The 21,769-nt window shown below is 71.3% G+C and carries 21 protein-coding genes; 6 read left to right on the top strand and 15 right to left on the bottom strand.

Features of this window, described 5'->3' with window-relative positions:
* Positions 1–8: 8 nt before the first annotated feature.
* Positions 9–1,103 carry a PQQ-dependent sugar dehydrogenase gene (locus tag ACR9E9_RS07790; protein WP_435203336.1) on the top strand — a complete coding sequence of 365 codons (1,095 nt, stop codon included), beginning with the start codon at positions 9–11 and terminating at the stop codon, positions 1,101–1,103.
* A 46-nt stretch (positions 1,104–1,149) separates the two neighbouring features.
* Here the strand turns inward: ACR9E9_RS07790 and ACR9E9_RS07785 are convergent, their stop codons facing one another.
* The gene (locus tag ACR9E9_RS07785; RefSeq protein ID WP_435203334.1) at positions 1,150–2,067 is read right to left on the bottom strand and encodes a 2-hydroxyacid dehydrogenase; all 918 of its coding nucleotides are present in this window, start codon (positions 2,065–2,067) and stop codon (positions 1,150–1,152) included.
* A gap of 129 nt (positions 2,068–2,196) precedes the next feature.
* Between ACR9E9_RS07785 and ACR9E9_RS07780 the strand changes: the two genes are divergently transcribed.
* Positions 2,197–2,787, top strand: coding sequence for a hypothetical protein (locus ACR9E9_RS07780; protein WP_435203332.1), 591 nt, complete (start codon positions 2,197–2,199; stop codon positions 2,785–2,787).
* 14 nt (positions 2,788–2,801) lie between these two features.
* On the opposite strand, the gene gatB is transcribed toward ACR9E9_RS07780, so the two are convergent.
* The 4 genes from gatB to ACR9E9_RS07760 are packed head-to-tail and all read right to left on the bottom strand — an operon-like array spanning position 2,802 to position 7,068.
* Positions 2,802–4,376: an Asp-tRNA(Asn)/Glu-tRNA(Gln) amidotransferase subunit GatB gene (gene gatB / locus ACR9E9_RS07775; protein ID WP_435203330.1), complete on the bottom strand. Its 1,575-nt coding sequence runs from the start codon at positions 4,374–4,376 to the stop codon at positions 2,802–2,804.
* Between the two features lie 3 nt (positions 4,377–4,379).
* On the bottom strand, positions 4,380–5,894 hold the full coding sequence (gene gatA, locus ACR9E9_RS07770) for an Asp-tRNA(Asn)/Glu-tRNA(Gln) amidotransferase subunit GatA (protein WP_435203328.1): 1,515 nt from the start codon (positions 5,892–5,894) through the stop codon (positions 4,380–4,382).
* Positions 5,895–5,926: 32 nt separating this feature from the next.
* The gene (gene gatC / locus ACR9E9_RS07765) at positions 5,927–6,223 is read right to left on the bottom strand and encodes an Asp-tRNA(Asn)/Glu-tRNA(Gln) amidotransferase subunit GatC (protein ID WP_435203326.1); all 297 of its coding nucleotides are present in this window, start codon (positions 6,221–6,223) and stop codon (positions 5,927–5,929) included.
* A gap of 35 nt (positions 6,224–6,258) precedes the next feature.
* Positions 6,259–7,068 (bottom strand): carbon-nitrogen hydrolase family protein, encoded by an 810-nt coding sequence (locus ACR9E9_RS07760; RefSeq protein WP_435203324.1) that lies wholly within the window; start codon positions 7,066–7,068, stop codon positions 6,259–6,261.
* Between the two features lie 109 nt (positions 7,069–7,177).
* Between ACR9E9_RS07760 and ACR9E9_RS07755 the strand changes: the two genes are divergently transcribed.
* The 3 genes from ACR9E9_RS07755 (at position 7,178) to tpx (ending at position 8,971) form a co-directional block, all read left to right on the top strand.
* Positions 7,178–7,621 (top strand): HIT family protein, encoded by a 444-nt coding sequence (locus ACR9E9_RS07755; RefSeq protein WP_435203322.1) that lies wholly within the window; start codon positions 7,178–7,180, stop codon positions 7,619–7,621.
* Complete coding sequence (locus ACR9E9_RS07750; protein WP_435203320.1) at positions 7,618–8,409, top strand: hypothetical protein; 792 nt, start codon at positions 7,618–7,620, stop codon at positions 8,407–8,409. Before ACR9E9_RS07755 ends, ACR9E9_RS07750 begins: the two co-directional genes overlap by 4 nt.
* 67 nt (positions 8,410–8,476) lie before the next feature.
* Positions 8,477–8,971 carry a thiol peroxidase gene (gene tpx, locus ACR9E9_RS07745; RefSeq protein ID WP_435203318.1) on the top strand — a complete coding sequence of 165 codons (495 nt, stop codon included), beginning with the start codon at positions 8,477–8,479 and terminating at the stop codon, positions 8,969–8,971.
* Positions 8,972–9,082: 111 nt separating this feature from the next.
* Here tpx and ACR9E9_RS07740 read toward each other — a convergent pair whose 3' ends face one another.
* The gene (locus ACR9E9_RS07740; protein WP_435203316.1) at positions 9,083–9,559 is read right to left on the bottom strand and encodes a DUF664 domain-containing protein; all 477 of its coding nucleotides are present in this window, start codon (positions 9,557–9,559) and stop codon (positions 9,083–9,085) included.
* Entirely contained in the window at positions 9,556–11,754 is a 2,199-nt protein-coding gene (gene ligA / locus ACR9E9_RS07735; RefSeq protein WP_435203314.1) for an NAD-dependent DNA ligase LigA, read from the bottom strand. The genes ACR9E9_RS07740 and ligA overlap by 4 nt, the downstream gene beginning before the upstream one ends.
* A 103-nt stretch (positions 11,755–11,857) precedes the next feature.
* Between ligA and ACR9E9_RS07730 the strand changes: the two genes are divergently transcribed.
* Positions 11,858–13,357 carry a long-chain-fatty-acid--CoA ligase gene (locus ACR9E9_RS07730; RefSeq protein ID WP_435203312.1) on the top strand — a complete coding sequence of 500 codons (1,500 nt, stop codon included), beginning with the start codon at positions 11,858–11,860 and terminating at the stop codon, positions 13,355–13,357.
* Between the two features lie 70 nt (positions 13,358–13,427).
* On the opposite strand, the gene ACR9E9_RS07725 is transcribed toward ACR9E9_RS07730, so the two are convergent.
* The 8 genes from ACR9E9_RS07725 to ACR9E9_RS07690 are packed head-to-tail and all read right to left on the bottom strand — an operon-like array spanning position 13,428 to position 21,562.
* The gene (locus ACR9E9_RS07725; RefSeq protein WP_435203310.1) at positions 13,428–14,804 is read right to left on the bottom strand and encodes an acetyl-CoA carboxylase biotin carboxylase subunit; all 1,377 of its coding nucleotides are present in this window, start codon (positions 14,802–14,804) and stop codon (positions 13,428–13,430) included.
* On the bottom strand, positions 14,801–15,034 hold the full coding sequence (locus tag ACR9E9_RS07720) for an acetyl-CoA carboxylase (protein ID WP_435203308.1): 234 nt from the start codon (positions 15,032–15,034) through the stop codon (positions 14,801–14,803). The genes ACR9E9_RS07725 and ACR9E9_RS07720 overlap by 4 nt, the downstream gene beginning before the upstream one ends.
* Positions 15,035–15,077: 43 nt before the next feature.
* Positions 15,078–16,052, bottom strand: a complete 975-nt coding sequence (locus tag ACR9E9_RS07715) for a biotin-dependent carboxyltransferase family protein (RefSeq protein WP_435203306.1) — start codon at positions 16,050–16,052, stop codon at positions 15,078–15,080.
* Positions 16,049–16,948: a 5-oxoprolinase subunit B family protein gene (locus ACR9E9_RS07710; protein WP_435203304.1), complete on the bottom strand. Its 900-nt coding sequence runs from the start codon at positions 16,946–16,948 to the stop codon at positions 16,049–16,051. Before ACR9E9_RS07710 ends, ACR9E9_RS07715 begins: the two co-directional genes overlap by 4 nt.
* The gene (locus tag ACR9E9_RS07705; RefSeq protein ID WP_435203302.1) at positions 16,945–17,727 is read right to left on the bottom strand and encodes a LamB/YcsF family protein; all 783 of its coding nucleotides are present in this window, start codon (positions 17,725–17,727) and stop codon (positions 16,945–16,947) included. The genes ACR9E9_RS07710 and ACR9E9_RS07705 overlap by 4 nt, the downstream gene beginning before the upstream one ends.
* A 45-nt stretch (positions 17,728–17,772) precedes the next feature.
* Positions 17,773–18,633, bottom strand: coding sequence for an FAD binding domain-containing protein (locus tag ACR9E9_RS07700; RefSeq protein ID WP_435203300.1), 861 nt, complete (start codon positions 18,631–18,633; stop codon positions 17,773–17,775).
* Entirely contained in the window at positions 18,630–21,080 is a 2,451-nt protein-coding gene (locus ACR9E9_RS07695) for a xanthine dehydrogenase family protein molybdopterin-binding subunit (RefSeq protein WP_435203298.1), read from the bottom strand. Before ACR9E9_RS07695 ends, ACR9E9_RS07700 begins: the two co-directional genes overlap by 4 nt.
* Positions 21,077–21,562 carry a (2Fe-2S)-binding protein gene (locus ACR9E9_RS07690; protein WP_435203296.1) on the bottom strand — a complete coding sequence of 162 codons (486 nt, stop codon included), beginning with the start codon at positions 21,560–21,562 and terminating at the stop codon, positions 21,077–21,079. Before ACR9E9_RS07690 ends, ACR9E9_RS07695 begins: the two co-directional genes overlap by 4 nt.
* Positions 21,563–21,769 lie beyond the last annotated feature (207 nt).

Below are 21,769 nucleotides of genomic sequence, written 5' to 3'. Positions count from 1 at the left end.
GTCGTGCCATGTCGCACCGCACCCGTCCCCTGGTCCTCGCGGGCGCGCTCGCCCTGACGCTCGCCGCCTGTTCGGGCGGGGGGGATCCCCCGTCCTCCTCCGGGACACCCGCCAGCACCAGCGGCACGGTCTCCGGGAGCGAGGTCCTCGCCGACGACCTCGACGTGCCCTGGGACCTCGCCTTCCTCCCGGACGACTCGGCGCTGGTCACGCTGCGCGACAGCGCGCGCATCGTGCGCATCGAGGACGGGAGGACCACCACCGTCGGCACGGTCCCGGACGTCGCGGCCGATGGCGAAGGGGGCCTGCTCGGTCTCGCGGTCTCACCGGACGTCGAGGAGGACGACACCGTCTTCGTCTACTCGACCACCGATGAGGACAACCGCGTGCTGCGGATGACCCTTGAGGACGACGGGCTCGGCGACCCGGAGCCGATCCTCACCGGCATCCCCAGCGCTGGTGTGCACAACGGTGGGCGCATCGCCTTCGGCCCCGACGGGCACCTCTACGTCGCGACCGGCGACAGCGGCGACGGCAGCAACGCCCAGGACCCGGACAGCCTCGGCGGCAAGATCCTGCGGATCACGCCGGAGGGCGAGCCGGCCCCCGGCAACCCCGACGCGGACTCCCCCGTGTGGTCCAGCGGGCACCGCAACGTCCAGGGTCTCGCGTGGCGCGAGGACGGGTCGATGTGGGCGAGCGAGTTCGGGCAGGACACCTGGGACGAGCTCAACCGCATCACCAGGGGAGGCAACTACGGCTGGCCCGAGGTCGAGGGCGAGGGGGACGACGGCTCGCAGTTCGTCGACCCCGTGGCCACGTGGTCCCCGGCGGACGCCTCCCCCAGCGGTATCGCCGTGGACGGCGACGGCAACATCGTCATGGCCGCCCTGCGCGGCGAGAGCCTGTGGCGCATCCCGCTGACCGGCACGGGCTCCTCGGTGCGGGCCGGGACACCCGAGCGGCTGCTCGAGGGAGAGCACGGGCGGCTGCGAGACGTCGAGCGCGCGCCCGACGGGAGCCTGTGGCTGCTCACCAACAACACCGCACGCGGGCAACCGCGGGAGGGGGACGACCGGGTCCTGCGGGTCGAGCTCGACTGAGGCGGGCCCGGGCCAGGTCGCCGGGCCCCCTCCGGCGCAGAGGGGGTCAGCGCGGGGCGACGACGTGGAGGGGCTCCTCCCCGACGGCGACCCGACGCAGTTGCTCCCGCAGCAGGGCGAGCATCCGCGGCCGGAAGGCCTCGGTCACCCCACCGGTGTGCGGGCTGATGATCACCCCGGGCTCGCTCCACAGCGGGTGGTCGGCGGGCAGCGGCTCGGGGTCGGTGACATCGAGAGCGAACCGCAGCCGACCCGTGTGCTTGAGCGCGTCCTCGGTGACCAGCGCGTTGCCGCGGCCGACGTTGACGACGAGCCCGCCGTCGGGGAGCGCTGCCAGCACGGCGTGGTCGAGGATGCCGGTGGTCGAGTCCGAGCCCGGCAGCACGCTGATGACGATGTCGTGCTCGGGCAGCAGGTCGGCCAGCTCGTCGATGCCGTGGACGTGCTCGACCAGGTCGTCACCGTCCCGGGCGCGCGAGGCCACGGCCGTCAGCGAGACCTCGAAGGGGGCCAGACGCTCCGCGATCGCCCGGCCGACGGAGCCGTAGCCGAGGAGCAGCACGCGCTGGTCCGCGAGGCCGCGGCGGAAGTGGCGCGGCAACCACTCCCCCTTCGCCTGGGCCCGCGCGAACTCGTCGAAGCCGCGCTGGGAGGCGAGGACGAGCGCGACGGCCAGCTCGGCGGTCGCGGCGTCGTGCACCCCCTTCGCGTTGGCCAGGGACACCCCCTCCGGCAGGACGGGCAGGGCCGCGTCGAAGCCGGCGGAGAGCAGCTGCACCAACCGCACCGAGGGCTGGTCGGCGACGACCGAGATCTGCTGCGGTGCAGCCATGTAGGGCGCGATGAAGATCTCGACGTCCTCGGCCGGCGGCCCGGCCTGCGGATCCCAGACGACCGGGGTGACGCCCTCGATCGGTCCGACGTCCTCGAGCCAGCTGCTGTCCGGGAAGGATACGGTGACCATGTCCCGATCGTAGGTGGCGTCGCCAAGATGAGTACAAGTGCTCATGGACAGGGGCGAGCGGTGGTGGGTCCATGGATCCAGGGGGTGACTCCACGGGGGAGGCGCCGCCACCACCGAGAGGACACCGCCATGAAGCGGATGCTCAGCACGCTGGTCACGGCCGGACTCTGCAGCGCCGGTCTCGTCTTCGCCACCACGGCCCAGGCCGCGCCCACGGGCGCGGCGGCCCCACCGACCACGCACCACCGCTACGCCGTCTCGGAGGTCGTCGTCGCCGGCGCCTGGACCGTCGAGTTCGGATCACCGATCCGGGGGAACCGCCACCAGGTCAAGCTGCGCACCGACAACGGCACGGTCAGCGGCTTCGTCCGCTCCTGGTACTGCCCGCAGGGCACGGTCACCCCGAGATGGGTCTCGAGCCACTGCACCCACCGGCAGACGATCCTGCTGAAGAACCAGGGCGGCCACCAGGTCGGTTGGGTGAGCAGCACGGGCCTGTCGGCCACCCAGAAGGACTACCTCATGGGCACGAGCGGGTCGCGCAGCTGGCCCTTCGACGCCAACTTCACCCTGTACGCCCACGGACCCGTGACCGACGACGGCGACGGCACCTTCTACTCCTTCTGGCGCGATGCCACCCCGCACGGCTCCTTCGCCGGCAAGCCGATCATGTCCGGCAGCAGGACCTACGGGTCGATCGGCGGGTACGGGCCCACCTGACCGGCGAGAGGGACTCAGCCCTCGACGCCGAGCTTGGCGAGGATGAGCGAGCGGGCGCGGCCGGCGTCGGCCTGGCCCTGCATCTCCTTCATCACCTGACCGATGAGCGCGCCGGCGGCCTGGACCTTGCCGCCACGGATCTTCTCGGCGACGTCGGGGTTGGCCTCGATGACCGTGTCGACGGCCGCCTCGAGCGCGCCGTCGTCCTGGACGAGCTCCAGACCGCGCGCGTCCGCGACAGCGGTCGGGCCGCCCTCGCCGTCGAGGACGCCCTCGAGCACCTGGCGGGCCATCGTGTCGTTGAGCCGGCCCGCGCCGACCATCGACTCGAGCTCGGCGACGTGGGCCGGGGTCACCCCCACCTGCTCGGCGTAGGTGGTCAGGTCCACCCCGGCGGTGTTGGCCCGCCGCGAGGGCTCCGCGAGCCACCACTTGCGCGCGGACTGCGGCGAGGCGCCCTCGGCAACCGTGGCCTCGATGAGCTCCGTGGCGCCGGCGTTGAGGACATCCCGCATCTCGAGGTCGGAGTAGCCCCACTCCCCCTGCAGCCGCTTGCGGCGATCGGCCGGCGGCTCGGGCAGGGTGGCACGCAGCTGCTCGACCCACTCACGGCTCGGGGCGACGGGCACGAGGTCCGGCTCGGGGAAGTAGCGGTAGTCCTCGGCGTCCGACTTCTCGCGGCCGCTCGTGGTGATGCCGGTGTCCTCGTGCCAGTGCCGGGTCTCCTGCAGGATCGACCCGCCGGAGGTGAGCACCGCCGCGTGGCGGCAGACCTCGTAGCGCACCGCGCGCTCCACGCTGCGCAGGCTGTTGACGTTCTTCGTCTCGGAGCGGGTGCCGAGCGGGACCTCGAGCTGCTCGGGCGCAGCGGCGTCGTCGCCCGCCCTGGCGCGCAGGGACAGGTTGACGTCGCAGCGCATCGAGCCCTGCTCCATCTTCACGTCGGAGACGTCGAGTGCCCGCAGCAGATCGCGCAGTGCCGCCACGTAGGCCTTCGCGACCTCGGGGGCACGGTCGCCGGCGCCGACGATGGGTCGGGTGACGATCTCGATGAGCGGGATGCCGGCTCGGTTGAAGTCGACGAGCGAGTACTCGGCCCCCTGGATGCGGCCGGTGGAGCCACCGATGTGCATGCTCTTGCCGGTGTCCTCCTCCATGTGGGCGCGCTCGATCTCGACGCGGAAGACCTCGGTGCCCTCACCCGAGCGGGTCGGGATCTCGACGTCGAGGTAGCCGTCGAAGGCGATCGGCTCGTCGTACTGGCTCGTCTGGAAGTTCTTCGGCATGTCCGGGTAGAAGTAGTTCTTCCGGGCGAAGCGGCACCACGGCGCGATGTCGCAGTTGAGCGCCAGCCCGATCCGGATCGCCGACTCGACGCCGACCGCGTTGACGACCGGCAGGGCGCCGGGCAGGCCGAGGCACACGGGGCAGACCTGGGTGTTGGGCTCCGCGCCGAAGCCCGTGGCGCAGCCACAGAACATCTTGGTGTTGGTCCCGAGCTCGACGTGCACCTCGAGGCCCATCACCGGGTCGAAGGTCGAGAGCGCCTCGTCGTAGCCGAGGACCTCGTCGGTCGTGGTCGTCGCCATGTCTCAGGCTCCCTTCGTCATCGTCAGCTCGGGGGCCTGCTCGAGCAGGTGCCCGCCCCAGGCGGAGACGAGGCGCTGCTCGAGGGCAGCGCCCACGGTGTAGAGGCGGTCATCGGCCATCGCGGGGGCGAGGATCTGGAAGCCGGCGGGCAGGCCGTCCTCGGCGAGGCCACTCGGCAACGACATCCCGGGGACACCGGCGAGGTTGGCGGGGATGGTCGCGATGTCACCGCGGTACATGGCCATCGGGTCGTCGGTCTTCTCACCGAATCGAAAGGCCGTCGTCGGGGCGGTCGGGGACACGAGGACGTCGGCGACCCCGAAGGCCCTCGCGAAGTCGTCCGCGATGAGGCGACGCACCTTCTGCGCGCTGCCGTAGTAGGCATCGAAGTAGCCCGAGGAGAGGGCGTAGGTGCCCAGGATGATGCGGCGCTTGACCTCGTCACCGAAGCCCGCGTCACGGCTGGCGGCCATGACCTGCTCGGCGCTCGGGGCATCCACACCCTCCGGTGGGACCCGCAGTCCGTAGCGCATCGCGTCGAAGCGGGCGAGGTTGCTGCTCGCCTCGCTCGGCATGATCAGGTAGTACGCCCCGAGGGCGTAGACGAAGTTCGGGCAGGAGACCTCGACGACCTCCGCGCCGGCGTCCACGAGGTGCTGGACCGCCTCGTCGAAGCGGGCCTGCACCTGGGGCGCGAAGCCCTCGCCGGTGAGCTCCGTGACGATGCCGATCCGCATCCCGGCGACGTCCGCGCGCCGGGCGGCGCCGACGACGTCCGGGACCGGCTGGTCGATGGAGGTGGAGTCGAGCGGGTCGTGCCCGGCCATGACCTCGTGCAGCAGCGCCGTGTCGAGGACGGTGCGGGCGCAGGGTCCGGCCTGGTCGAGCGAGGAGGCCATCGCGACGAGGCCGGAGCGGGACATCGCCCCGTAGGTCGGCTTGACCCCGACCGAGCCGGTGACCGCGGCGGGCTGGCGGATCGAGCCGCCGGTGTCGGTTCCGGTGGCCAGCGGCGCCTGCCAGGAGGAGACGACGGCACTGGAGCCACCGCCGGAGCCGCCGGGGATGCGCTCGAGGTCCCAGGGGTTGCGGGTCAGGCCGTAGGCGGAGTGCTCGGTCGAGGAGCCCATCGCGAACTCGTCCATGTTGGTCTTGCCGAGGATCGGCAGACCGGCCGCCTTGATCTTGGCGACGACAGTCGCGTCATAGGGCGGGATCCAGCCCTGCAGGATCTTCGACCCGGCGGTCGTGGGCATGCCGGTGGTCGTCATGACGTCCTTGACGGCGATGGGGACGCCCGCGAGGCGGTGCAGCGACTCCCCCTTCGCCCGGCGCTCGTCGACGTCACGGGCCTGCGCCAGGGCGGACTCGCCCGAGACGTGCAGGTAGGCGCCGACCTGCTCGTCGACGCCCTCGATCCGATCGAGGTGGGCGCGGGTGATCTGCTCGGCGGAGAGGTCTCCGGCCGCCAGCGCGTCGGCGAGCGCGGCAGCGGTCATGCGGGTGGGGTCGCTCACGTGGGGTCCTTCGCAGGGCGGGTCGGAACGGATCAGTCTTCGGAGAGGATGCGCGGCACGGCGAAGCGCTGCACCTCGGAGGCGGGGGCCCCGGACAGGGCCTCCTGCGGCGTCAGCGACGGGCGCACCTCGTCCGGGCGGGTGACGTTGACGATCGGCATCGGGTGGCTCATCGGCTCGACCCCCTCGATCGGGGCCTGTTGCACGGCCTCGACGGAGGTGATGATGTGCCCGAGCTCGCCGACCATGCGGTCGAGCTCGGCATCGGACAGGTCGATGCGGGCCAACGAGGCCAGGTGCGCCACGTCGTCGCGGGAGAGGTCAGCCATGCGGGACAGTCTAGGAGGCCCCGCGGGCGTCGACGTCAGGACCGGAGGATCGGCACGGATGCGCGGGTGCGCTCGACGCTCTCCCGGTCGATGTCGGCCACGAGCAGGTCCTCGGCGCCGCCGAGGCGGGCGCGGATCTCTCCGGTCGCATCCGCGAGGAGGGACCCTCCGATGCCGAACGGTCCGTTGACCGAGTCGCGCGTCCACGCCTGCCCGACGGCGAGCAGCCAGGCCTGCGCGTCGTGGGCCCGGGCGCGGGTGAGCAGGTCCCACTGGGAGGCCTTGCCCGGACCGTCGCCCCAGGAGGCCGGCAGGACGACGAGGTCGACCCCGGACCGCCCGAGCCGGGTGAACTGGTCGCCGAAGCGCACGTCGTAGCAGGTGGCGAGGCCGACGTCCCAGCCGTCGACACGCACGGTGCGCACCTCGTCACCGGGCGCGACGGTGTCGGACTCGCGGGTGCCGAAGGCGTCGTAGAGGTGGATCTTGCGGTACGTCGTCTCCTCCGTGCCGGGGCCGGTGACGAGCAGGGTGTTGTGCACCCGGGAGCGGTTCCTGCCGTCCGCGGTCGTGACCTCGTCGGCCGGGGTGAACATCCCCACGACGACCGTCACGCCGTGGCGCTGCGCGAGCGCCCGCACCCCCTCGGCGAAGGGTCCGTCGAGGGGTTCGGCGACGGTGTCGAGCCGGCCGGCGAAGGAGGCCATCGCGGCCTCGGGATGGACCACGAGCCGGGCGCCGCGCTCCGCGGCGCGGGCGGTGAGCTCGTCGATGCGGTGCAGGTTCTCTCGCGGGTCACCGGTGGCCGTCCACTGGGCCCCCGCCAGGCGAAGGGAGTCACTCACCGGCGGTGCCCCCTTCGCCCGGGAGGGTCGGGGCGTGCACGTCCGTGGTGAGCTGGGGCATGGCTCCAGCATAGGAGCGAAGGGAGGACACCGCCCCTATCGTGGTGGCATGGCCAGCCTCTTCACCCAGATCATCAACGGCGACATCCCCGGACGCTTCGTCTGGTCCGACGAGACCTGCGTCGCCTTCCTGACCATCGAGCCGGTGACCGACGGGCACGCGATGGTCGTCCCGCGTGCCGAGATCGAGCAGTGGACCGACGCCGACGAGGAGACGTGGGTCCACCTGCAGCGCGTCGCGCTCGTCATCGGCCGCGCGCAGCAGGCCGAGTGGGAGGCCGTGCGGGTCGGGATGCTCCTCGAGGGCCTGCTCGTGCCGCACCTGCACGTGCACGTGTGGCCCGCCTGCTCCCCCGAGGACTTCGACCCGCACGACACGCTGACGGACGTCTCGGACGAGCGCTTCGACGAGGCAGCCGAGCGGCTGCGTGCCCGGCTGCGCGACCACGGTCACGCGGCGAACGTCCCGGCCCCGGGACCACTGCCCGGATGATCAGTCGCCGCAGCAAGTCCCTGATGTTCGTCGCAGGGATCATCGCCTTCTCCGCGGCGCTCGTCCTCGGGCTGCTCCTCCTCGGTCGGGTCGCCCCCCTGTGGGCGGCGATCCTCTGGGGCGTCGTGTGGGGCATCGCGGTCGTGACGACGGTCCTGGGCCTCATCGGGTTCCTTCGCGAGACCAGGCCGGACCTCGCCGCCGGGGAGCACCACGTGGTCACGGCGCCGCCCACCCCCCCTCCACCGGCGACGGACCGCAAGCACCCCTGGCCGTACGCGTGGCTCGCGCCGGCTCTCGCCGAGGCCTTCGACACGACCCCCTACGTCGTCCGGAGCAACGGCCACTCGATCCTCGTGCACGCCGACCTCGCCGACGCCCGGTGGCAGCACGTCGCGAGCCTGCATCACCTCGAGCACGCCTTCGTCGCGCGGTTCACGCCGACCGGCACCCCGGGGGTCATCAGGCGCACCGACGAGTCGCGCCGCGTCGAGGGTCACGCCACGACCCGACGGATCGGCGCCCAGGTGGCCGTGCAGTCGGGGCGGCAGCTGGGGTACACGAGGCGGCTCGAGTACGGCCTGGGTCTCGACGGCTTCACGAAGCGGGTCGACTACGAGTTCTCGACCGCCGAGATCAACGCACCGGTCGCGGACATCCTCACGCGGGCCGGCTGGCGCACCACCCTCGACGCCGAGACGAAGGGGGCGCTCGTCATGGCCGCGATGGGTGCCTCAGCGCTCGTCCTCGTGCCCATCGGCTTCGGGATCTCCGCGCTCCTCTCCTGAGGACCGGCGCACGCTCACACCGCGAACCGATCGTGACTCACCGGGTCGCAGGGTGTAGGCATGGGGTATGGCTACCACTGCACTCAAGGGCACACCCGTCAACACCGCCGGCGACCTCCCCGCCACCGGCGCGAGCGCCCCGGGCTTCGACCTCGTCGGCGACGGCCTGTCCGCCCTGACGAACGCCGATGTCTCCGGTCGCGTCGTCCTCAACATCTTCCCGAGCATCGACACCGGCGTCTGCGCCACGAGCGTGCGCAAGTTCAACGAGCTCGCCGACACCCTGGACAACACCACCGTCGTCAACGTCTCGAAGGACCTCCCCTTCGCCCAGGCCCGCTTCTGCGGCGCAGAGGGCATCGAGAACGCGAAGGTCGGGTCCGCCTTCCGCTCCTCCTTCGGTGAGGACTACGGCGTGACGATGACCGACGGCCCGATGACTGGTCTGCTCGCCCGCGCGGTCGTCGTCCTCGACGCCGACGGCACGGTCATCCACACCGAGCTCGTCCCCGACATCACCCAGGAGCCGGACTACGACGCCGCAGTCACCGCCCTCGCCTGAAGGGCCCCGACCGCAGCCTGCTCTGCATGACCAACCTCGCCTTCGCAAGGGTTTGAAACTCTTGCGAAGGCGAGGTTTTCCGGGTGACCCGAGAAACCTGTGACTCGCGCGTCAGCGTCCCCGCAGCAGGTCGACGGTGAGGTCGACGTGACCCAGGTGCTGGAAGAGCTCCTCGATGACGTGCAGGACGACGAAGCCCTGGGTGATGGTCTGCGGGTCGCCCTCGTCACGCTCCACCGGCCCGCGCGGCACCTGCTCGGCCTCGAAGGCGCTCAAGTCCTCGACCCAGCGGCGACGCTGCGCAGCAACGCGCTCCTCGAGCTGGTCGATGGTGCCGGCGGCGGTGAACTCCCCCGCCCGGTCACGGGAGGTCGAGCGGCCGGCGATGACCTCGCCGCCCCAGTGCTCCATCACCCCGCAGCAGTGGGTGATGATCGCGAAGACGCTGTTGGCCCCTTCGAGGTCCGGCCGGCGGCACAGGAGCTCGTCTCCCCCGTCGTCCACGAGGTCGTCGGCCCGGGCCAACAACCGGGCCAGCGCGGTGTCGACGTACCACTGGGCCGTGGCCCGATCGATCCCCTCGCTCACGCCTCCCCCTCGTCCCCGCTGGCGTCGTCCTCCTCGGCGGACGCGAAGCGCGCCACGGTCCCGGTCTCGAGGAGCTCGGTGAACTCCTCCTCGGTGAGGATCGGGCGGCCGAGGTCGCGGGCCTTGGCCTCCTTGGTGCCGGCGTTGTCACCGACGACGACCCAGTCGGTCTTCTTGCTCACCGAGCCGGAGGCCTTGCCGCCACGCTCGAGGATCGCCTCCTTGGCGCTGTCGCGGGAGTAGCGCTCGAGCGACCCGGTGACGACGACGGTGACGCCCTCGAGGGTCTGGGCCATCGACGGATCGCGCTCGTCCTCCATGCGCACCCCGTCGGCGGCCCACCGCTCGACGATCTGCCGGTGCCACTCGTTGTCCTCGCCGTCGAACCACTCCCGCACGGCTGCGGCGATCGTCGGCCCGACCCCCTCGACGTCGGCGAGCTGCTCCTCGTCGGCCTCGCGGATCGCCGTCATCGAGCCGAAGTGCTGGGCCAGGGCCCGCGCCGCCGTCGGACCCACGTGCCGGATCGAGAGCGCGACGAGCACCCGCCACAGGGGTTGCTGCTTGGCCTGCTGCAGGTTCGCCACGAGCTTGGCGCCGTTCGCCGAGAGCACCCGCCCGTTGTGCACGGACTCCTGCGGGTCGCCCTTCTTCGCCGCGCGGGTGAAGAGCGGGACCGTCGCGATGTCCTGCGCCGTGAGCGCGAAGAGCGTCGACTCATCGGTGAGCACCCCGGAGTCGAGCAGCCCGACGGCGCCCTCCCAGCCCAGGGCCTCGATGTCGAAGGCCCCTCGACCCGCGAGCGAGGAGAGCCGCTCGCGCAGCTGGCTCGGGCAGGTGCGTGAGTTGGGGCAGCGGATGTCCTTCTCCCCCTCCTTCTGCGGAGCGAGCTCGGTGCCGCAGGCCGGGCAGTGCGTGGGCATGACGAACTCCCGCTCGCTCCCGTCCCGCAGGTCGACGACCGGGCCGAGGATCTCCGGGATGACGTCGCCGGCCTTGCGCAGGACGATGGTGTCGCCGATGAGCACCCCCTTGCGCTTGACCTCGTGGGCGTTGTGCAGCGTGGCGAGGGAGACCGTCGAGCCGGCGACGGTCACCGGCTCCATGATCCCGAAGGGGGTGACCCGGCCGGTGCGCCCGACGTTGACCTGGATGTCGCGCAGCGTCGTGTTGACCTCTTCTGGCGGGTACTTCCACGCGATGGCCCACCGGGGCGCCCGCGAGGTCGTGCCGAGCCGGCGCTGCACCGCGATCTCGTCGACCTTGACGACGACGCCGTCGATCTCGTGGTCGTAGTCGTGGCGCTGCTTCTCCACCTCGGTGATGAAGCGGCGCACCGCGGTCACCGAGTCGAGGACCCGGTAGTGCGGGGACGTCGGCAGGCCCCACGCGGCCATGAGCTCGTAGGCATGGCTCTGGCTGTCGACGTCGAAGCCCTCACGCCGCCCCGTCCCGTGGACGATCATGTGCAGCGGGCGGCGGGCGGTGACGCGAGGATCCTTCTGCCGCAGCGATCCTGCGGCGGAGTTGCGCGGGTTGGCGAAGGGGGCCCGCCCCGCCTCGACGAGGCCGGCGTTGAGCTCGGCGAAGTCCTCGAGGCGGAAGAAGACCTCCCCACGGACCTCGACGAGGTCGGGCACCGGGTGCTCGCTGTCGTCGAGGTGGGTCGGGATGCCCTCGACCGCGCGGACATTCATCGTCACGTCCTCACCGGTACGGCCGTCCCCCCGGGTGAGGGCCCGGGTGAGCCTGCCCTCCTCGTAGAGGAGGTTGACGGCGAGACCATCGATCTTCAGCTCGCACAGGTAGTGGAAGCCGCTGACCTCGCGCTCGACCCGGGCCGCCCAGTCGACGAGCTCGTCGCCATCGAAGGCATTGTCCAGGCTGAGCATGCGCTCGAGGTGGTCGACGGCGGTGAAGTCGGTGGAGAAGATCGCACCACCCACGGTCTGCGTCGGCGACTCCGGCGTCCGCAGGGAGGGGTGCGCCTCCTCGAGCTCGCGCAGCCGGGCGATGAGCCCGTCGTACTCGCCATCGCTGATCGTCGGCGCGTCCTTGACGTGGTAGGCGAACTGGGCGGCCGTGGCCCGGTCGGCCAGCTGCGTCCACTCGGCACGCAACTCGTCGGGAACGTCCGCCGGGGTCTCCGGCGTCACGCCGGCCGCGGACTCGTCGGTCTCGGGGATCTGGCTCACGACCCCATCCTGCCGTAGGGGACCGACACCGCTCACCCCTTCCCTCGAGGGCAACGGCAGTAGAAGATGGGGGCAATCACCCTCGGCACCACAGGAGTCACAGATGACCAATCTCGCGAGCAACCTCGTCGCGACCGCCCTGGCCCACCCCGACAAGGTGGCCATCAAGCTCGACGACGCCGAGCTGACCTGGCAGCAGCTGCACGGACTGGCCGCCAAGGCCGCCGGCGCCCTGCGCGCTGCCGGCCTGCAGACCGGCGACCGGGTCTCGCTCATCCTGCCGAACGTGCCGGCCTTCCCCGTCCTCTTCTACGGCACGCTGCTGGCCGGCGGCATCGTCGTGCCGATGAACCCGCTGCTCAAGGCGCAGGAGATCGAGTACTTCTACACCGACTCCGGCGCCAAGTTCTCCTTCGCCTGGGGTGACTTCCTCGCCGAGGCCCGGGGCGGCGCCGAGGGTACCGAGACCACGGTCATCGCCTCGGGCCCCGTCGGCCCGAGCGAGGAGGACCTGCCGGCCGGGGAGGCGATCGGCGCGCCCGTGGAGCGGGACGGCAACGACACCGCCGTCATCCTCTACACCTCCGGCACCACCGGGCGGCCCAAGGGTGCCGAGCTGACCCACGACAACCTCGACCTCAACGCCAAGCGCTCCGCCGAGGACATCATCGGGATCCGGAGCGATGACGTGATCATGGGCTGCCTGCCCCTCTTCCACGTCTTCGGCCTGACCTGCGGGTTGAACACCGCGGTGCGCACCGGTGCGTGCCTGACACTCATCCCCCGGTTCGACCCCGGGAAGGCGCTGGAGGTCATCGCCCGGGACCACGTGACGGTCTTCGAGGGCGTGCCGACGATGTACGGGGCGATGCTCCACCACCCCGACGTCACGAGCACCGACACCTCGAGCCTGCGCACCTGCGTCAGCGGGGGGTCGTCCCTGCCGGAGCAGACCCTCACCGAGTTCGAGGAGACCTTCAAGGTGCGTCTGCTCGAGGGGTACGGTCTCTCGGAGACCTCCCCCGTGGCCTCCTTCAACATGCTCGACCAGCCGAGCAAGCCGGGCACCATCGGGCGGGCCATCCCCGGCTGCGAGATGAAGCTCATCGGCGAGGACGGCGAGGACGTCGCTGCCGGCGCGGGCGTCGGCGAGATCGCCATCCGCGGCGACAACATCATGAAGGGCTACTGGAACAAGCCCGAGGCGACGGCCACGGCCATCCCCGACGGCTGGTTCCGCAGCGGTGACATCGCCAGCGTCGACGACGACGGCTTCTACACGATCGTCGACCGCAAGAAGGACCTCATCATCCGCGGCGGGATGAACATCTACCCGCGCGAGGTCGAGGAGGTGCTCTACACGCACCCGGACGTGCTCGAGTGCGCCGTCGTCGGTGTGCCGCACCCCGAGATGGGCGAGGACGTCGGCGCCGCGGTCTCGCTGCGCGAGGGCGCTGCCGGGGACGTCGACGAGATCCGGCAGTACGTCAAGGACCGGATCGCGTCCTACAAGTACCCGCGGACCGTGTGGGTGCTCGACGAGCTCCCCAAGGGCCCGACCGGCAAGATCCTCAAGCGGGAGATCCACGCGCCGTCCGCCTGACGCGGGGGCAGGACGAAGGGGGCCACGCCGCGCGCGTGACCCCCTTCGTCGTCTCCCGGGCGACCGGGGGCTACGTACCGCTGCTCTCGGACGGCTCCGGAGACTGCTCCCGCTCCTCGAACCACGTCGTGGAGACCGCGCCCTCCCGCAGGTCGGGTTCCTGCAGCAGCGCGAGGTGGAGTCCGCGGGTGGTGGTCACCCCGTCGACGGTGAGCTCGGTCAGGGCCTGGGTGGCGCGGGCCATCGCCTCGGCGCGATCCCGGCCGTGCACGATCACCTTGGCCAGCAAGGAGTCGTAGTAGGGCGCGATCGCTCCTCCGGCGACGAAGCCGGAGTCCACGCGCACCCCCGGGCCATTGGGTGGGTCGAAGCGGGTGATCTCCCCGGGTGAGGGGAAGAAGTCCTGGTCGGGGTCCTCCGCGTTGATCCGGAACTCCATCGCCACCCCGCGCAGGGTGATCTCCTCCTGCGTCACGGACACCGGCTCGCCCGCGGCGATCCGCAGCTGCTCCGCGACGAGGTCCACGCCGGTGACCATCTCGGTGATGGGGTGCTCGACCTGGATCCGGGTGTTCATCTCGATGAAGTAGAAGCGCTCGCCCTCGACGAGGAACTCCACCGTGCCCGCGCCCCGGTAGCCGACGGCAGCGGTCAGGCGCACCGCGGCCGTGGTGATCTCCTCCCGCAGCGACGGGGAGAGCCCGGGTGCCGGCGCCTCCTCCACCAGCTTCTGCCGGCGGCGCTGCACCGAGCAGTCGCGTTCGAAGAGGTGCAGGGCACTCCCTTCGGCATCTGCCAGGACCTGGACCTCGATGTGCCGGGCTCCGACGATCGATCGCTCCAGGTACACCGACCCGTCGCCGAAGGCCGAGCTCGCCTCGGCCTGCGCGGTCCCGACCGCGTCGTCCAGCTCGGCGGGCGATGCCACGACACGGATGCCGCGACCGCCACCGCCGGACGCCGCCTTGACCAGGACCGGGAATCCGAGCTCCTCGGCGGCGGCGCGAGCCTGCGACGCGTCCTCGAGGACGCCCGACCCGGGGACGACCGGTACCCCGGCCCGCTCCGCGGTCTGCCGGGCCAGGGCCTTGTCCCCCATGGACTCGATCACCTCGGCGGACGGCCCGACGAAGGTCAGCCCGGCCTCGCTCACCCTGCGGGCGAACTCGGGGCGCTCGGACAGGAAACCGTACCCGGGGTGGACGTAGGTGCTGCCGGAGTCCTTCGCCGCCTGCAGGATCGCGTCGATGTCCAGGTAGGAGCGGCGGGCCGGTGCCGGACCGATGTGCACCGCCTCGTCGGCGAGCGTGACCCAGCGGGCCTCGGCGTCCGCGTCCGAGTAGACCGCCACCGCCTCCCAGCCGAGGGTGTGTGCGGCACGGATGATCCGCACCGCGATCTCGCCCCGGTTGGCGACGAGGACCCGTGGAGTGGTTGTCGCGCTCACTCCAGGACCGCGACGTCCTGGCCGACGGACACCTCGGCCTCGTCCTCGATGAGGAACTCCTTCACCGTGCCGGCAGCGGTGGCCTTGAACTCGGTGAAGTTCTTCATGACCTCGATCAGGCCGATGGTCTGTCCCTCGGTGACCTCGTCACCGACGCTGACGTACTCGGGCTTGTCCGGCGAGGGGCGGCGGTAGAAGACGCCGGGGAGCGGGGAGGGGATGGTGGGCATGGTGGTTCCTTTCGAAATCGGGACGGTGGTGGGTGGGATCCGCTCAGCCGAGGGCGGAGCGGATCCGCTCGAGATGGTGGGTGTTCTCGGCGCGGGCGGCGAGGGCCTCGTCGATGCCGACGTCCCGGAACCGGACGGTGTCGCCGGTCTTGGCCTGGCCGAACAGGTCCCGGTCGACCGACACGACGGTCGCGATGGTGACGTAGCCGCCACCGGTCACGGCGTCCCCGAGCAGCACGATCGGCTCGTCGCCACCGGGCACCTGGATCGAGCCCAGGGGGTAGCCGAGGTCGACGACATTGGCCGCGTCGCTCCCCGCGCCGAAGGGCTGCTCGCGCTCGACGAAGTCCAAGGTCCCGCCCCGCAGCCGGTACCCGACGCGGTCGGCGTCCTTGGTGATCCGCCAGGGCGTGCTGAGGCAGGACTCCAGCGCCGCCTCGGTCAGCCGGTAGGCGCACAACCCGACGACGGCGCGGACCTCGATGTCGGAGGAGAACTGCGGCACCAGACCGCTGGGGACCGTGGCCCCGCCGGCCGGCACGGGCCCCTCCCCCAACGGGAGGACGTCCCCGTCGGCGAGAGTGCGCCCTTCGTGCCCACCGAGCCCGATGAGGGTGTAGGTGGACCGGGAGCCGAGGTACTGCGGGACATCGACCCCGCCGGAGATCGCGATGTAGGGGCGGGCGCCGCTGGTGATCATCCCGAAGGCCAGCACGTCGCCGGGCCCGACCCGCGTCCCGCTCCACATCGCCAGCGGGTCGCCGTTGAGCGTCACCGCGGCGTCGCCACCGGTCACGGCGACCACCCGCTCGTCCGTGAACTCGAGCGAGGGGCCGATGTAGGTCGCCTCCAGCGCGGCCAACCCCTCCGGGTTGCCGACGAGCATGTTGGCCACCCGGAAGGAGAACTGGTCCATCGCCCCGGAGGGCGGCATCCCGATCGCGTAGCGCCCCGTGCGACCCAGGTCCTGGACGGTGGTGGAGAGCCCACCGGAGACGACATTCACCTGTGCACTCATCGGTACAGCACCTCCAGCAGCCGGTCGTTGACTCCTTGCGGGTCCTCCAGGAAGGCCGCGGGCGAGAACTCCACGTCCTGCTGCCGGTAGCGGAAGCTCCCGTCCTCCACCCGCGCGCGGGTCTCGTCGAACTCGGTGCGGTCCACCGACCGGTACCGCAGGATGTCTCCGGGGCGGGGGAAGACGATCGAGTGGTCGAAGTCGGGGTGGTCCTGGCGCACGTTGAGCACCGGGGTCGCCGACATCCCGTAGAGCTGGTACCCGCCGGCGCCCTGCACCGGGTAGACCACCGAGAAGGCGCCCCCGATCCCGAAGGCCCGCTCGGGTGTGAAGGTGCGAGGACGCACGTACTTCGGCACCTGCACCTGCCGCTCCCGCGGCTCCAGCTGATAGCAGAAGGGCAGGCCGGGGACGAAGCCGAGCATGGTGACGATCCACGGGTTCCCGGCCAGGTGGTCGATGAAGGCCTCGACGCTGCTGAAGCCATTGGTCCGGGCGCCGTACTCCAGGTCGGTGGACTCCGGGTCCTGGTGCCGGTCGCGGAAGCGCATCAACGCCTCGTGCGTCCACGGGTCGTTGTAGAGGATGGGGACGTCCACGACCCGGGTCTGCAGGGCGAACCCCTGCGGCACCTCGTCGAAGGTGCCCTCCAGCTCCTGCAGCAGGCCCATGAGGTCCTTCGGCGGGAGGACGTCGGGATCGAAGCGCACGAGGTAGGAGGCATTGGACGGGCAGATGTCCACCAGACCCGCCATCTCCCGGGAGGCGAGCTCCTGGGTGATGAGCATGGCCTTGATGTTGGCCTCCATGCTCATCTCCTCCGCGATCTCGACGAAGATGAACTCATCTCCCCCGTGCTCGTAGCGCGCGGGGGGCAACCGCACCGGCTGACTCATCGTGCCTCCTGGTGGTGGTCGTGCAGGGGAACGATGGTCCACCCCGCGCTGGTGATCCGCTCGACGACGGCGTGGGCGTTGTCCTCGGCGCCGGGCCGGTCGGAGTGCAGGCAGATCGTGTCGGCGCGGATCGTCGTCTCGACGCCCTGGGCCGAGACGACGCTGCCGGCAAGGACGCGCGCGGCCTGGTCGGCGCACCACTGCGGGTCCCGGCGCTGGTTGCTCGGGTCGATGATGATGTGGCCGTCGTCGGTGTACTCCAGGTCGGCGAAGGCCTCCGCCGCCACCCGGTGCCCCCGCGCACGCTGGCGCTCGGCGCAGTCCCCGGCCTCGAGGAGCAGCGTCAGTGACGAGTCCAGCTCCCCGACCGCGTCGGCCACGGCGTCGGCGACGTCGTCGTCCTTCATCAGCAGGCCGTAGAGGCTGCCGTGCGGCTTGACGTGCCGAAGGGGGACGTCCTGCTGGTCGGCGAGCGCCCGCAGCGCACCGGTCTGGTAGAGCACCGCCTGGGCCGCCTCGGCGGGCGAGAAGGCCATCGCGCGGCGCCCGAAGCCGGTCAGGTCCGGAAAGCCCGGGTGCGCCCCGAGCGCGATGTCGTGCTGCTTGGCCAACGCGACCGACCGGGCCATGGTGCCCGGATCCCCGGCGTGCCACCCGCAGGCCACGTTGATCGAGGAGATCAGCGGCGCGAGCTCCTCGTCGGCGCCGAGCTTCCATCGACCGAAGCTCTCACCACCGTCGGCGTTCAGATCGATCTCATGGGTCGTGACTTCACTCATCCGGTCCACCTGCTCTCGGGTCCGCTCCTTGATGTCCGACGTCGCTCAACCGGTGACCCCCGCAGCAGCGAGGACCGCGCGCCCGGCGAGGACCCCTGCGAGATGACGGCGGTAGTCCGGGGTCCCGGCAGGATCGGTCGTCGGCGTCGTGCCCTCGCCGGCGCGGGCCGCCAGCTCCTGCAGCGTCGCTGCCTCCAGCGGCTGCCCGGTCAGGGCGCCCTCCGCGACGCCGGCGCGCAGCGCGGTGGAGCCCATGTTGGACATCCCCAGACGCACCTCGGCGAGAGCGCCGGCGTCGACCCGGACCGCCGCGGCCACCGCGACGATGGCCCACGACTGGGCCACCTGGGAGAACCGCTCGTAGTGCATCCCCCACCCGGTGTGCTTGGGCACGCGCACCGCGGTGAGCACCTCGTCCTCGGCCAGGGCGGTGGTGAACTGGTCCCGGAGGAACTCCCGGGCCGGGACCGTCCGGGTGCCGCTCGGCCCGGTGAGCTCCATCGAGCCCTCGAGAGCGAGCACCGCGGGCGCGATGTCGCCGGCGGGGTCGGCGTGTGCCAGGGAGCCGCCGACCGTCCCCCGGTAGCGGATCTGCGGGTCACCGATCGAGCCGGCCGCCTGCGCGAGGACGCCCGCGTGCTCGAGCACGAGCGGGTCCCGCGCCACGGTGTGGTGCGTCGTCATCGCCCCGATGACCAGGTCGTCGCCGTCCTCGCGCACCTGCCGCAGCTCGGGCACCCGACCGAGGTCGATGACCGTGCTCGGAGCGGCCATGCGCAACCGCAGCACGGGCATCAGCGACTGCCCGCCGCCGAGCAGCGTGGTGTCGTCGTCGCCGTCGACGAGTGCCTGCACGGCCTCCTGCACGGTGGTGGGTGCCGTGTACTCGAAGTCCACTGGTCTCATGACTGCACCGACCCCCCTTCGCTGCTCGTGGGTGTCCCGGTGCGGTGGGCCGCCTCCTGCAGGGCCGTCCACACCTTCACCGGGGTGCACGGCATCGTGATGTCCGTGACCCCGAGCGGGCGAAGGGCGTCGAGCACGCCGTTGACGATCGCCGGCGGGGCGGCGGTGGTGCCGGTCTCCCCCACCGCCTTGACCCCCAGGGTGTTGGTGGTCGCCCGGGTCACCGTGGTGTCGGTGCGGTAGCGCAGCACGTCGGGTGCTGCGGGCACGAGGTAGTCAGCCAGGGTGCCGGTCGTGAGCTGACCCTCCTCGGTGTACTGGATCTCCTCGAAGAGCGCCTGGGCGATGCCCTGGGTCAGGCCCCCGTGCACCTGTCCGTCGACGATCATCGGGTTGACCAGCACGCCGACGTCCTGCACGCACACGTAGTCGCGCAGCTGCACGTGGCCCGTGCGGGTGTCCACCTCGACGGCGACGAGGTGGGTGCCCGTGGGGTAGGAGAAGTTCTCCGGGTCGAAGGTGTGGTCGGAGTCGAGGCTCGGCTCCACGCCGTCGGGCAGGTCGTGCGCGAGCCACGTGCTCAGCGCGATCTCCTGGATCGTCACCCCCACGTCGGTCCCTGCGACGAAGAACCGTCCCCGGGCGAACTCGAGGTCGTCGACGTCCGCCTCGAGCAGGTGCGCCGCGATCGGCTTGGCCTTGTCCACCACCTTCCGGGCCGCACCCACGATGGCCATGCCACCGACCACGAGCGAACGGGAGCCGTAGGTGTCCATCCCCTTGTGGGCGGAGGCGGTGTCGCCGCTGATGAGGATGATGTCGTCGAAGGGGATGCCGAGCTCGTCGGCCACGATCTGGGAGAAGGCCGTGGCGTGGCCCTGACCGTGCGAGGTCGTCCCGGCGACGACCTCCACCTTGCCCGTGGGCAGCATCCGGATGGTCGAGTGCTCCCACCCGCCGGACCCGTAGTTCAGGCCACCGAGCACCCTGCTGGGTGCCAGGCCGGACAGCTCGACGAAGGTGCACACACCGATACCCAGCGCCACCGGGTCGCCGGACTCGCGGCGACGGCGCTGCTCCTCCCGCAGCCCGGTGTAGTCGAACATCTCGACGGCGCGATCGGTCGCCTGGTCGTAGTCGCCGGAGTCATAGGTCAGACCGGCGATCGTGGCGTAGGGGAACTCGTCGGACCCGATCCAGTTGCGACGGCGGAGCTCGATCGGGTCGATGTCCAGCTCGACCGCCAGCTCGTCCATCATCCGCTCGATGCCGAAGGTGGCCTCGGGCTTGCCGGCACCGCGGTAGGCGTCGGTCATCACCTTGTTGGTGAAGACGTCGGTGCAGTGGAAGCGGTAGGCGGGGATGCGGTAGATGCCGTTGAACATGAATCCCCCGAGTAGGGGGATGCCGGCGGTGAGGATCCCGAGATAGGCCCCCATGTCCGCCGTGAGCTCCACGTCCAGTGCGGTGATCGTGCCGTCGCGCCGAGCGGACAGGGTCAGCTCCTGCACCTGGTCGCGAGCGTGGTGCGAGGACTGCATCGACTCGCTGCGCGACTCGGTGTACTTGCACGGCACCTGCAACCGCCGGGCGACGAGCAGGACCATGGCCTCCTCGCGGGTGAACTGCAGCTTGCCGCCGAACCCACCGCCCACGTCGGGGGCCACCACCCGCAGCTCGTGCTCCTCGATGGGTTGGGTCATCGCCATGAGGATCCGCACGATGTGCGGCACCTGCGTGGCCGACCACAAGGTCACCTGCTCGGCGGTGGGATCCACCACGACGGAGCGCGGCTCGATGTAGGCCGGTGTCACCCGGTTCTGCTTGAGGGTGCGGCGCAGCACCACCTGGTCGGGGTCGGCCTCTGCGGCCCGGATGGCCTCCAGTGCGTCGCCGCCCGTCCCGAGGGCCACCGAGTCAAGACCCCAGGTCGCGCACACGTTGGTGCCCAGCTCCGGGTGGACCAGAGGGGCGCCCTCTGCCTTCGCCGCCATGGGGTCGACGACGACCGGGAGGTCGTCGTAGTCGACGTCGATGAGCTCCAGGGCGTCATCCGCGGCGTCCTTCGAGGTGGCCGCCACGACGGCGACGATGTCGCCGACGTGCTTGACCTCGCCGACGCTGACCGGGAGGAGCTTCGGCGTCTGCATGTCCTCGCTGACGGTCCATGCCGTGGGCATCGCCCCCTGCTCGGGCAGGTCCTCGCCGGTCCACACCCCGACGACCCCGGGAGCCTGTCGGGCCTCCTCGGTGTCCAGGGTGGTGATCGTCGCGTGGGCCATCGGCGAGCGGAGCACGGACAGGTGCACCATGCCCGGCAGGGTCATGTCGTCGGTCCAGCGGGTCTGCCCGGTCAGCGCCCGGCGGTCCTCGCGCCGCAGTCGCGCTCGGCCGACCTCGGGAGTCTCGCTCTCCGGGGTGGCAGGCGCGTCGGATGTCGTCGTCATCGGCCGGCCTCCTCGTCGCGGGCGGTCTCGGCGTAGGCCATGATCGCGGAGACGATGCCCTGGTACCCGGTGCAGCGGCACATGTTGCCCTTGATGCCCTCTCGGACCTCGTCCTCGGTCGGCGAGGGGTTCTCCCGCACCAGGCACACGCTGCGCATGAGCATCCCGGGGGTGCAGTAGCCACACTGCAGACCGTGGTTCTCGTGGAAGGCGGTCTGCACGGGATGCAAGGTGCCATCCGTGCCGGCCAACCCGGCCACCGTCTCGACCCGGGCCCCATCCGCCTGGACCGCCAGGACGGAGCAGGACTTCACGCTGTCCCCGTCGAGCAGCACCGTGCACGCGCCGCAGTTGCTCGTGTCGCAGCCCACGACCGTGCCCGTCTTTCCCAGGGCCTCGCGCAGATGGTGCACGAGGAGCGTGCGGGGTTCGACTTCGTGGGTGTAGGTCATGCCGTCGACGTTGACGGTGATCCGCGCCATCGCTCATTCCATCCGTAGGGGGACTGTCTCGGTGCCTCAGGCGTATGACCAGATCCTGTCCCACAAACCGTGTGGTGACAAGGGTCACATGGTCGGCGCCGCTGCGACGTCACCGCGAGGAGCCGTGGGAGGCAGGAGCGCTCACGACGCGTGGCCGCGTCGCTCGTGCGTGGACCGGGGAGAGCACCGACTCGGGGTGTCCCGTCC

Origin of the sequence: Janibacter sp. GS2 (assembly GCF_051200835.1) — a bacterium.
Taxonomy (GTDB): domain Bacteria; phylum Actinomycetota; class Actinomycetes; order Actinomycetales; family Dermatophilaceae; genus Janibacter.
The sequence above is the reverse complement of the archived record's forward strand: the minus strand, read 5'-3'. Positions and strand labels throughout refer to the sequence as shown.